The organism is Pseudoalteromonas sp. TAE79, assembly GCF_000498015.1.
Classification (GTDB): domain Bacteria; phylum Pseudomonadota; class Gammaproteobacteria; order Enterobacterales; family Alteromonadaceae; genus Pseudoalteromonas.
Genome location: NZ_AUTL01000058.1, coordinates 1 through 12,007, shown reverse-complemented (window position 1 = coordinate 12,007; position 12,007 = coordinate 1). Strand labels below are relative to the sequence as shown.

Below are 12,007 nucleotides of genomic sequence, written 5' to 3'. Positions count from 1 at the left end.
ACAAGCTATGAATGTATTGCATAAGGCTAGTACCAAGGAATTGTAGATATAATGACTTACCAAAGTGAACAACAATTAGAAGATAACTTAATTGCACAGCTTAGCGAGCAAGGCTTTACGCGCGTAATTTTAAAGGACAACGCCGCACTTGAGGTCAATCTTAAGCAGCAGCTTGAAAAAGTGAATAGCTGTACATTAAGCGATACTGAGTTTACGCAAATATTGGGTAAGCTTGGTAAAGGTAATATATTTGCAAAAGCCAAAATACTGCGGGACCAACTTGATGTAACACTTGATAACGGCGACAGCAAGCACTTAACTTTATTATTTGATGAGCCGCATCTAAACAGCTTCCAGGTAGCGCAACAAATAACGATAAAGGGCACGTACACTAACCGATACGATGTAACGCTATTGGTTAATGGCTTGCCGCTGGTACAAATAGAGCTAAAGCGCCGTGGTATTGAACTAAAAGAAGCGTTTAACCAGATTAAGCGTTATCAAAAGCATTCGTTTCATGCCAACCATGGTTTGTTTAACTATGTGCAGCTGTTTGTAATGTCGAATGGGGTTAATAGCCAGTACTTTTCTAACAACAGTGAAATGTCGGCTAAGCAAACCTTTGACTGGACTGATAATGAAAATAATAAAATAAGCCAGTTACATGACTTTGCCGAAGCATTTTTAACGCCTTCGCACTTAACGCATATGCTAACCAAGTACATAGTGCTTAATGAAACAGGTAAGTACTTAATGGTGCTTAGGCCGTACCAGTTTTATGCAGTAGAAGCGATTGTAGAGCAAGTTAAAACCACAACTGATAATGGCTATATTTGGCATACAACGGGCTCGGGTAAAACGTTAACCTCGTTTAAAGCGGCGCAAATTATGACCTCGCTGAGTGAGGTTGATAAAGTAGTATTTGTAGTAGACCGTAAAGACCTAGACTACCAAACAGCGCTTGAGTTTAATGCGTTTGTAAAAGGCTCTGTAGACAGCACCGACAACACCAGCATGTTGTTCCACCAGCTGTTAGATAAGCCTATGAAAGGCAAAAAGGTTAATCAAAATCGTAATACTAAGCTGGTGGTAACTACACTACAAAAGCTTAATAACGTGGTGACTAAACAGCGCTATTTAAAAGAAATGCAAAGCCTGCAGGATAAGCGCATTGTGTTTATATTTGACGAGTGCCACCGCAGCCAATTTGGTGATACACATAAAAATATTACCGAATTTTTTAATAACGCGCAGTTGTTTGGTTTTACGGGTACGCCTATATTTGCCGACAACGCCGTTGCTAAAAACTCAGTTAAACGCACCACAAAAGATTTGTTTGGTGAGTGCTTACATCCTTATGTAATTGTGGATGCAATACGCGACGCTAACGTGCTTAAGTTTGCTATTGAGTACGTTGGGCGTTACCAATACAAAGATGGCTCTAACAACAACCTGGACATTGAAGTTGAAGACATCGACACCAAAGAGCTTTTAACCTCTCCTGCGCGCTTAGATAAAATAACCGATTACATTATTTCCCAGCATAATCGTAAAACGCATAGTCGTGAGTTTAACGCTATGTTTTGTGTTTCAAGTGTGGCTGAGCTTATTCAATACTATGAGCTATTTGCAGCGAAAAAGGCACAGGGAAAACATAACCTTAAAATTGCCACCATATTTAGCTATGAGGCTAATGAAGAGGAAGAATACGAACTAGGTAATAGTGATGACCCAAGCATTAAAGAAGCCTCTGTTAAGTATTTAAATGAAGGGCAAGCCGTCAAGCTACATGGCCGCGATAAGTTAGACTTATTCATTAACGACTACAATGCTATGTTTGGTACAAGCTACTCCACCAAAGACAGTAAGTTATTTGAAGACTACTACAAAAATATATCTAAGCGCGTTAAAGCCAAAGAGATTGATATATTGCTGGTGGTGAATATGTTTTTAACCGGCTTTGATGCCCCAAAAATCAATACGTTGTACGTTGATAAAAACCTTAAATATCATGGTTTGGTGCAGGCCTTCTCGCGCACTAATCGATTATTGGGTGAAACTAAATCGCACGGCAATATAGTGTGTTTTAGAAACCTTAAAAAAGCTGCTGACATTGCTTTTACGCTGTTTTCAAACAAGCAGCCTAAAGAATATATAGAAACCCCTTCGTATAATGAGCTACTAGTCGATTTTAACGACGCCTATGGTGCGCTAATCGCAATTACGCCTACCGTTGACTCAGTTAATGCTTTACCTGATGAAGAAGCTCAGGCGTTGTTTGTGAGGCAGTTTCGTGAGCTTATGCGCTTAAAGAACATGTTAAGCAACTTTGCTGATTTTGATATGGACTCAACCGCTATGGGCGAGCAAGAGTTTCAAGATTATACGAGTAAGTATGCCGACCTTGGCAGGCAGCTACGTGAGAACTCAAGTAAAGAAAAAGTATCGGTTTTAGATGACGTTGATTTTGAACTAGAGCTACTACACAGTGATATAGTAAATGTAACCTATATTTTGCAGTTATTGCGAGAGTTACACGGCGAAGAAAGCGGCGACGAAAAAGCCCGTAAACGTCAAGTAATAGCAAACCTTATAGCCACAGATCCAACCTTATTAAGTAAAAAAGCACTTATAGATAAGTTTATGGACGAGCACTTACAAGGCATACCTGCCAGTGCTGACGTTGATGAAGAGTTTGAGCTTTATTGGGAAAAAGAAAAGCGCCTAGAGCTTGAGAGGTTTGCCCACGAGCAAAAGTTAAACCAAGATCGCCTAGAAAAGCTAGTAACGCGTTATGAGCTAAGTGACGAAATGCCACTAAGGGATGACTTTGCTGATGTACTAGAAACCAAACCCAGCCTTTTACAACGCAGAAGAATACTGCCAGTAATAACGGATAAATTTAAACACTTTGTTGATACGTTTATCGCAGGGTTTTAAAGGAGTGAGGTGTTTTTCGTAAACCGTGAACGGTTTGTTAGGGACGTATAAGAAAAAATGTTGTATTTATGAATTTCGAACGTATTTGGAGTGAGTTTACGAAAGCTATATCTTAGTGTAGCAGGGCAACGTGTATTGAAATTACACAACAAAGTATAAAAATGAGACTGTAAAGCTGATAACTTTCTGGACTAGTTTTTTCGGCCGCTACGTGCCAGAAACGGATATTGGTATCACCTCACTTGAGGCTAAAATAGCAAGGTACGAGCACAGTCACCTGTTTTTCGTTCTTTGCAGTGACTTGTTAGTACTCATTACCAAATAAATATCCAGCTAGCTATGAGCATAGCTGAAACAGAAACTAATCCGATTTTGTTTGATGTTGCTGAAAATACAGTAAAACGTTGAGTAATATGTTCAGGTTCACCGCCTTTAACATGATAAAATACGTCAAATTTTTGGATTATAGGATTTGTACCAAGCCACATACCGAATGCAATTACCAAAAAAAGTGTTGTAAAACCAAATAATCCTCCTGATTCAAGGTTACTCCTAACTAAAATAAATAATGCGCCATAACCAAAAGAATAAAAGTACTTTCGTTCTTTTTCACTAATTAGCCTTAGAATATGGTTATGACGAGATCTATCTTCTTCTGAGTACCACCAGATAAGTGTTATGGCGCATACCACGTAATCTCATTTGAAAGCTGTACTAATACAGCGGAAGTGCTAGGTCAATTTAAGCGTATCTTTTCAGAGATTGTGCAAGATTCTCCATTCAAAGGCTGCTTCGTCGATGATAGTCAAATTGTAAATTTGAGTGATTTTATCGATTGGAAAGCACTCATCGAAAAATGAATTATGTTTCAGAGGATGATATGGAAAAATACTTATATTTAACAGAAGTGGAATGGGCTGATGCATGGGTCAATGGCGGCGAGATTCCAATAGCATTAGCTAGCTCTTATTTAAGTGACAATCGGGAAGGAATTTATACCCCTGATGAAAACTTAATTCATGATTCACCTGTAGACCTAAAAGGCTTATCTCCGTTCTTACACATAGCAGATGGTGCTCAAGTAAAAGGCCTAACTATGACCAACAACACCGTTAATGGTAGAAAAATGCCTGATGTGGTCAACGCGAGCTACTTTAATGAAGATGGGTTGATATTATCATTTTGCAATGAGTTTTCACCTGATATCGCTAAGGAAATGAGGAAAAAATGTTGCGTCAAAATTATCAATGTTGAAAAGTTAAGGAGAGTTATTGATAAGCAGCTTGGGTGTAAAGGTCGAATGGATGATTGTCTTTATACAGACAATCATGAAAGAAATCATTTCCTTAAGTCGATAGATGATAGTTGGCAAAAAGAATATCGCTTGTTTTGGCGTTCTCTTGAGAGTAAATGGGTAAAGTTACCTGCTGGTATGGCTGAATTTGTCTGTGAATTTGAATAAAAGCATAACAAGTATTAGCAGTCAGAGTTGTTTAGCAAAGCGTTAGCTGTATGCCGATAATCAAGGAAAACTATGTGTGAAATAGAACAATGTAATAATCGAAATATCCCACTACCAATTCAACGGGAAGTTCGTCAAAGGTGTGGTTTTGGCTGCGTGATTTGTGGTTTGCCTCTATATGAATATGAACATATGGAGGAGTGGGCTGTTGTCAAGCGTCATGTAGCTGATGAAATTACTCTTTTATGCGATCAGCACCATCGAGAAAAAACTGGTGGGTTACTTCCTATTGAAGTTGTGCGTGCGGCTAACAAATCTCCGTACAATTTGAGAGAGGGTAATTCAAAGCCCTATAATTTACACTTTGCTGGTACTGAAGCCACAGTTGAAATTGGTAGTAATAGTTTCACTTGTCAAGACAAGGGATATGGTACAGCTATGGTACCAGTAAGCGTTGATGGTACGCCTCTTATTGGTTTGATACTAGCGGATGGGCATTTGTTGCTCAATTTGGTTGTGTTTGATGAATTTAATTCTCCAGTGCTACATATCAAGAATAATCAATTAATATACTCAACTTCGCCGTGGGACATACAGTTAGTAGGTAAAAAACTAACCATTAGGGAAGCGCACAAAAAAATCCTGTTTGAAATCGAGTTTTATCCACCGAGTCGTGTAGTTATAAACCGTGGACGCTTACTGAGAAATGGTGTGGAGATTTTAATAAGACCAAGAAATATTTTGGTTACTAACAATTCAATGTTACTAAGTGAAAATCATGCTAACAATTGTTATGGCGGCCTTATCATTGGACACCATGACAAACCAGTAGGTGGCTTTATTGCACTACAGAGCGTGCCAAGATATCTAGGCGACCGTACAGAAGCGCTCAAGTTCGAAAAAGAGTCTCTCAAGTGAATGGAATGCAGCTAATAAGTTACTTGAGTGAACGCAAAATGTTCGGTGCTTTGGGTTTGGAGTTTGGTATGTACGCTTTCGTCAGCGCCACTTATAAAAGCGGTATTCCATACTATAAATAATTCATCAGTTACTAAATTAGCAAAGCCACTGACAAGGTTTTGTCCAAAGGCGGGTTATAAATATAACTCGCCTTTGTCCCAAAACGTGTTAACGTAATTACTCTATAGGTCGGCTTTGAGCGATAAGCGGACGGTCGGGTAAACTTGTTTTTGAACAAATAAAAATCTGATTTATTGTTTAGTTATACTGACATTGCCTGCTGTGTTTTTTCCTTCTCGCCAACAGCGATTAGTAAAGAATACCCCATTAAGCTCTTTAATCTCAGAGTTAATTAGATTCACTCTAGCTGCGCCATCATAAGATTGAGCGTCACCTCTCTTAGCTCGATCATTTTGTACTCGATACATATAGTTGAGTTCGAATGAGCCATCATCTTCTTTAGAGATCCTACAAATAGATGTGTTAGATTTTCCGTAATTTGTATGCATAATCATTTTTATAGAAAAAAAACTAGCTTTAATTTCTAATGGAAGCTCAACAGTTGTTTCACCATCAAAATTAGATTCTATTTTTGCAAGCCATTGCCCGTTTAAATCTGGACATATATATTTTTCGAAAAATTCAGGTTTAATCATGTAGATATACTTCCAAGCATACTCTCCAAATAACAAAGCCGATATCCCAGTTACTGATGCAGTAGTGGTAATAGATTTAATCAGGTCAAATCCAATAACAGTGCTGAATAGAAGATAAAGTAGGATACTAAATGGAATAATGATCCATAATTTAATTTTAAAAGGTACTACACTCCACATAATCTATCTCCTTCCAGAACCTTTAAATATTTTACTCTTTCGCTGTACTGTTTTTGCAGGCTTAACGTTTACATTGACTAGATTTACCCCTTTAACACTTCCGTTAGCTACAACAATGCATTCCATTGAGTGTTTTCCTGTATATGCTGCACCGCGCTTCTCACTATCCGATAATTGTGTGATAGTTTTGTGCCCAATATCATTAGAATCAGATGCTTGATCTCCAATATTTCTTACAGTCCAATGAATATTTGAGTCAGGTGGAAATGCTGTTTTATTATTAATGCTGAAGGTCATAGATTCGCCTTTAAAGACAGTAATTTCATCTGACTTAATTGTTTCTATGTGTTTACCATTTTTGTCATATCGACTAACCGACAAATCAGGCACAGTAGTCAATGTTGGTAAGCCTGCTTGACCTTCTTCATTAAAGCTAACCTGTGGGAAATAATGTTCGAAGAGGTTCGAGAAAATAAAAGTTCTGTCAGCGTCATCTGAATCTTGAGAAGCAATGCAAATTGATTTTAAAGAATCTAATTGCCTATGAGCAAAAGCTTGATCTTCTTCAGGCATATGAACAAGGTTGCTACCATCAAGAGGGCTATCTACTTTAAAGATAAATTCCAGTTTTTCACAAATATTAATTGCAGTTTCAATAAATGAAACATCATCACAATCGTTAATATGTAGATGTTCTGCTACCAAAACATTCAAAGCAAGTGAAGGAATCTTTTTGTACTTCTGATTTTGCCACTTAATGTTTGCCCATGCTTTTAGATATCTAACAACTCGTTTCATTAAGGCTCTATCAGATTCCTTATCAAAAGAATTTGTTAAATAATCCTGAATGGACTTGGGATCACTATCGATCCACCCACTATCGGTAGCTAATCTAACCTTTTCTTTTTCGATACAATAGTAAATGGGCGTATCTATAGTTAAATATGACTTAAATTTAAGCCCTTCACATGCATTTTTTGAATCCTGAAGCTCACATTCATCATTGATATTAGTGTAAGATATTAGCGCATCTTTTAAAGTTTCTTTGATATCTGATGCCTCAATGCCTTCAGATTCTGCATCAAAAAATAAATAAATACCGATATCTATATCGTAAGAAGAATAGCGATCTAATGGCCTGATTAGGGTATGACTCTTGTAAGAACCTTGAATCCAAAATCTAACATCGCAATCAAACGCTTCTTTAAGTTCAACTCTTAAAAATTCAATAAGTTCATTTTTTCTAGCCACTCCTTTATTTAACAGAAGTTTTGATAAAGTAAGTCTACTATGGAGAGTTTCATCGCTATCTTTGAGGTAAAAAAGATTGGTACATGACATATAAAGTTCCTTTTTTAATTTTATAGAGGTATATCAACTACATGACCGCTAAGCGATACTAGAGGCTGTTGACCTTTCAAGTATACTTTTTAAACATCATAGTGAGCAGGTATAATTTACTTCGCCAAAAACAAAAAATAGCGACTCGCCATGCCAAGACTAATGTTAACAGATGAACATTGGGAAATCCTGTACAAAGCAATGTTAAGTTCGGAGAGTGATCCCTGCTACTTCTAAAGCGAATGAAGCGAATCGGTCAAATCTTGACTTCACACATTAAGAATTATCTATGTCCGCTCATGGCACAGAGCCGTCATTCGGCTCTGAAACGTTTTTGTCCATCGACGATTTATCAATATAACTCACCTTTGCCCCAAAACGTGTTTAGGCGAATGCCTCAAAAGAGCGATAACCGGTCATTGAGGATGGCTAAATTTAGGGCTAATTAATAGATAAAGTTGTGTCGTTTATTCATATAGTCAAGCAAACGAGCAACGCGTATATCCTACATTTAAATTTATTTAAAATCTTGAAATACCCTCGGTTATTTGTTGGAATGTGGATAGATGAGCTTGAAGTCAGCAAAAATATGCGTGATGAGCGCACTATTAAATTGTTAGGCGTTGCTGAACAAGGAGAGATATTCAATGGCTTTTGCCCTCGCACCAGATCAAGAAAATGCTTACCCATCACTCATTACGGCATTGTGCGCGCGCGATGCGTATACTAGAGGCCATTGTGACCGCGTCTGTGTGCTTGCGTTGGAAGTGGGGCGTGCGGCCGATTTGAGTGCCCCCTCATTAGATGACTTGCGTATTGCCAGTCAATTACACGACGTGGGTAAGATTGGAGTTCGTGATACTGTTCTCTCGAAGCCTGGAAAGCTCACACCTGATGAAAGAGAAGAGATAAAGGCTCACTCGGTTATCGGTGAGAGAATAATTAGTGAGACATTCCTGACAAACAGAGACGAGGTCGCGTCTATTGTCAGACATCATCATGAAGCATTTGATGGAAGCGGATACCCAGACGGACTGGCTGGTGCCGATATTCCCCTGAGTAGTCGAATACTTTCGATCATTGATGCGTATGATGCACTGACGACTAGCAGGCCATACCGCATGGCTAAATCGCACCTTGAAACTATGAATATCTTGAAGCATGAAGTGGACACGAAGTTTGATCCAAATATTTTTTTGTTGTTTACAAAAGTCATAAAGGCCAGTTCGGCACGTGCCTCGTAAACGCTCGTTCCTAGAATACGGTGAACGCTGCCTAAAAAGTCTCTGCAGATGACATTTGATCCGCCACCCACTTTTTTGCTAACGCAAAAGCAGGCGTTGTCTCAAATGCACCTGAGCTCAGGCGTTGCTAATGTCTGCAAATGGCACAGAGCCGACCTTCGGCTCTAACTCGTTTTTGTCCAAAAATGATTTTGATCGACCGTCTGCTGCTCGCTCAAAGCTCTTCATTCTGAATTAAAAGCTAACCAATAAAATCTGAGGGTTTCACGTTGAAAATCACTTAATATAATTGATTATTAATTCTAAGCTTTCATAAATTATGATTAAGATGATATGTTTAAAGACCTCTACTCTCACAGCGACTTTTTACTACATCGTTTTGATTCTTTTGTAACTTTGAAATTTTTTCTGCTCTAGTACATTCCCAAGCATCTACAGGATACATTTTATCCCACGCATTCATTATCTGGCTTTGTGCTTTACTCATGCTGTATCGTTTATAGGTGTTCTCCATATACAGATAAGTACGCGCAATTTGCCCTCTAGCCATTTCAGGTGGCTCAGCTTTGCTGTCGTCAATCTTCATCGCACAACGTCCAAAATCGCTTTGAGCCGCTGGATGCATATTCCGGAGCATCGTGAACAGTGATTCCGGCCCATCGTGAACACCCGTTCTGGTTTTAGCGTGAACGCTCATTCCGGTTTTATCGTGAACACTTTTGACTGATTTTCCGGAATCGGTGTTCACACCAAACCAGTACAATTTCAACGCATTGATTATTAATTACTTTGTTAAGCTATTTCCTTTTTGTATTACTGAGGAAGGGATATGGCGACTAAGAGGATCACAATGCGTAAAATTCGAGAAGTGTTGAGGCTACATTTTGCTGCCCAACTCAGTGTCAGAAAAATAAGTGCCAGCACTAAGATCAGTGTCGGTGGTATTCAAAAACTACTCACTAAAGCCAGAGCTTTATCGTTAAGTTGGCCACTGCCCGACGAGCTTGATGATTCTGTGCTTGCTAGTCAGTTCTATCCTCGCGCCGACACTCGGCCATCCCAGCGATTTGAAGTGCCAGATTGGCCAGCCATTCGAAAAGAATTAACGGGCAAAGGCGTCACCAAGAACTTACTCTGGGAAGAATATACTCAGCAATATCCGAATCGTTGTTACAGCTATTCTCAGTTCTGCGATCGCTACATGACCTGGCTTAAAAAGCAAAAACGTTCGATGCGACAAGTGCATAAAGCAGGAGAAAAACTCTTTGTCGATTATGCGGGTCAAACGATGCCCATTGTTTGTAATGCGACGGGTGAAGTGAAGTTCGCCCAGATATTCGTGGCGGTGATGGGCGCATCAAATTATACATTTTGTGAAGCAACCTGGAGCCAAAGTCTACCCGACTGGATCGGCAGTCACGTGCGAGCATTTGAATTTATCGGCGGTATACCTGACATGGTTATCCCCGATAATTTACGCAGTGGTGTCAGTAAAGCGTGTCGCTACGACCCTGATGTTAACCCGAGTTATCAGCAATTGGCCGCGCATTATGGCACCGTGATTGTGCCTGCTCGTCCCAGAAAACCACAAGATAAAGCCAAGGCCGAAGTGGGCGTGCAAATCATTGAACGCTGGATACTCGCCAAGTTACGACACCAAACCTTTTTCTCATTAGCTGAGCTAAACCATTGCATCAAAGCCTTACTGCTTGAGGTCAATAATAAGCCCTTTAAGCAACTGAGTGGGACACGACAATCATGGTTCGAGTCAATCGACAAACCCGCCCTCGCGCCCATGCCCAAACTAGCTTATCAATTCACGGATATTAAACACGTCAAAGTGAATATTGATTATCACGTTCAGTATGATAACCATCTTTACTCGGTACCCCATCACTTGGTGGGTGAAAAGCTTGAACTTCATGCCAAAGACAACTTGATTGAGGCTTATTTCAAGCATAAACGCATCACCAGTCACCCGAGAAAATATCATCCGGGCATGACCACCACATCCGAGCACATGCCTGTAAAGCATGAGAAGCATCATAAATGGTCACCAGGGCGTTTAATGAATTGGGCGAAAGATATTGGAGATGACGTTTTGCTCTGGGTGAAAGCACAATTGGCACAGAAACAACATGAAGAACAAGCGTATCGTGTGTGCTTAGGCTTACTCAACCTATCAAGAAGCTATCCCGCCGATCGGCTCAATAACGCCTGTGCGATAGCCAATCAATACAGTTTATATCGGTTAAAACATATCAAAGACATACTCAGTAGCAACCAAGATAAATTGCCGCGAACGCAAGAAGAGCCGTCGACGTTATTGCCACAATCCCATGAAAATATCCGTGGTCCTAAAAGCTTCCATTAAGGTAAGGAAATTCTATGTTAGAACAAACGATAACTCAGCTTCGTCAACTCAAACTCAGTGGTATGGCCAACGCCTTAGTGAGCCAAATAGAACAACCAAGTACTTATGAAGGGTTGTCCTTCGATGAGCGACTACAACTGCTAGCAGACAGTGAAGCCCAAGACCGAGAGAGCCGAAAACAACAACGCTTACTTAAAGCGGCAAAACTTAAATTAGCCGCTAACGCCAGAGACATAGATTATCATCACCCGCGAGGTCTCAATCAATCGATGATGGCATCGCTACTGCAATGTGATTGGCTGAATAAATCACAAAACTTACTCATCACAGGCCCTTGCGGTAGCGGTAAAACCTATATCACTTGTGCGCTTGCGCATACAGGATGCATGAAAGGCTACAGCGTTAAATATTACCGACTCTCAAGGTTGATGCTTGCGCTGACACAAGCCAAAGCAGATGGCACTTACAGTCGAATGTTACAGTCACTCGCTAAGATCGACTTACTCGTTTTAGATGATTGGGGGCTTGAGCCACTTAAAGCGGCACAACGAAATGACTTAATGGAGATCATGGATGATAGGCACGGCAGTTCATCAACCGCCATCATCAGTCAATTACCCACCGAAGAATGGCATCAATCCATCGGCGATAATACCTTAGCCGATGCCATTTTAGATCGACTAATGCACAATGCTCATCGGATAAAATTAAAGGGGGAGTCTATGAGAAAAATTCAATCTAAAATTGACCATCGTGAACACTTAGGTTAAAAATGTCATGAACCCAATGCGTGGAATTTAAGTGTTCACGATAAAACCGGAATCGGTGTTCACCATCACCGGAATACGCA

At 39.8% G+C, this 12,007-nt stretch carries 10 protein-coding genes; 6 read left to right on the top strand and 4 right to left on the bottom strand.

From position 1 onward, the window contains the following. Window positions 1-51: 51 nt before the first annotated feature. The gene (locus L655_RS0102095) at window positions 52-2,940 is read left to right on the top strand and encodes a type I restriction endonuclease subunit R (RefSeq protein ID WP_024603941.1); all 2,889 of its coding nucleotides are present in this window, start codon (window positions 52-54) and stop codon (window positions 2,938-2,940) included. Window positions 2,941-3,254: 314 nt separating this feature from the next. On the opposite strand, the gene L655_RS0102090 is transcribed toward L655_RS0102095, so the two are convergent. Further along, the gene (locus L655_RS0102090; protein ID WP_024603940.1) at window positions 3,255-3,632 is read right to left on the bottom strand and encodes a hypothetical protein; all 378 of its coding nucleotides are present in this window, start codon (window positions 3,630-3,632) and stop codon (window positions 3,255-3,257) included. 188 nt (window positions 3,633-3,820) lie between these two features. Here L655_RS0102090 and L655_RS0102080 point away from each other — a divergent pair, with 188 nt between their 5' ends. Together L655_RS0102080 and L655_RS0102075 are read left to right on the top strand one after the other, a co-directional pair. Further along, entirely contained in the window at window positions 3,821-4,402 is a 582-nt protein-coding gene (locus L655_RS0102080; RefSeq protein ID WP_024603939.1) for a hypothetical protein, read from the top strand. A 72-nt stretch (window positions 4,403-4,474) separates the two neighbouring features. After that, complete coding sequence (locus L655_RS0102075; RefSeq protein WP_024603938.1) at window positions 4,475-5,320, top strand: hypothetical protein; 846 nt, start codon at window positions 4,475-4,477, stop codon at window positions 5,318-5,320. A 293-nt stretch (window positions 5,321-5,613) separates the two neighbouring features. On the opposite strand, the gene L655_RS0102070 is transcribed toward L655_RS0102075, so the two are convergent. Then, entirely contained in the window at window positions 5,614-6,198 is a 585-nt protein-coding gene (locus L655_RS0102070) for a hypothetical protein (protein WP_024603937.1), read from the bottom strand. Window positions 6,199-6,201: 3 nt separating this feature from the next. Continuing rightward, complete coding sequence (locus tag L655_RS0102065) at window positions 6,202-7,539, bottom strand: cyclic GMP-AMP synthase DncV-like nucleotidyltransferase (RefSeq protein WP_024603936.1); 1,338 nt, start codon at window positions 7,537-7,539, stop codon at window positions 6,202-6,204. A 647-nt stretch (window positions 7,540-8,186) separates the two neighbouring features. Between L655_RS0102065 and L655_RS0102060 the strand changes: the two genes are divergently transcribed. Further along, a complete protein-coding gene (locus L655_RS0102060) occupies window positions 8,187-8,783 on the top strand; it encodes an HD-GYP domain-containing protein (protein WP_024603935.1) in 597 nt (198 codons plus the stop codon). 337 nt (window positions 8,784-9,120) lie between these two features. Here the strand turns inward: L655_RS0102060 and L655_RS0102055 are convergent, their stop codons facing one another. Beyond that, on the bottom strand, window positions 9,121-9,408 hold the full coding sequence (locus L655_RS0102055) for an endonuclease (RefSeq protein WP_241764425.1): 288 nt from the start codon (window positions 9,406-9,408) through the stop codon (window positions 9,121-9,123). Window positions 9,409-9,612: 204 nt separating this feature from the next. Between L655_RS0102055 and istA the strand changes: the two genes are divergently transcribed. Both istA and istB read left to right on the top strand, forming a co-directional pair. Continuing rightward, a complete protein-coding gene (gene istA / locus L655_RS0102050; RefSeq protein WP_024600838.1) occupies window positions 9,613-11,157 on the top strand; it encodes an IS21 family transposase in 1,545 nt (514 codons plus the stop codon). Window positions 11,158-11,171: 14 nt separating this feature from the next. Beyond that, window positions 11,172-11,927, top strand: coding sequence for an IS21-like element helper ATPase IstB (gene istB / locus L655_RS0102045; protein ID WP_024603886.1), 756 nt, complete (start codon window positions 11,172-11,174; stop codon window positions 11,925-11,927). Window positions 11,928-12,007: the final 80 nt, after the last annotated feature.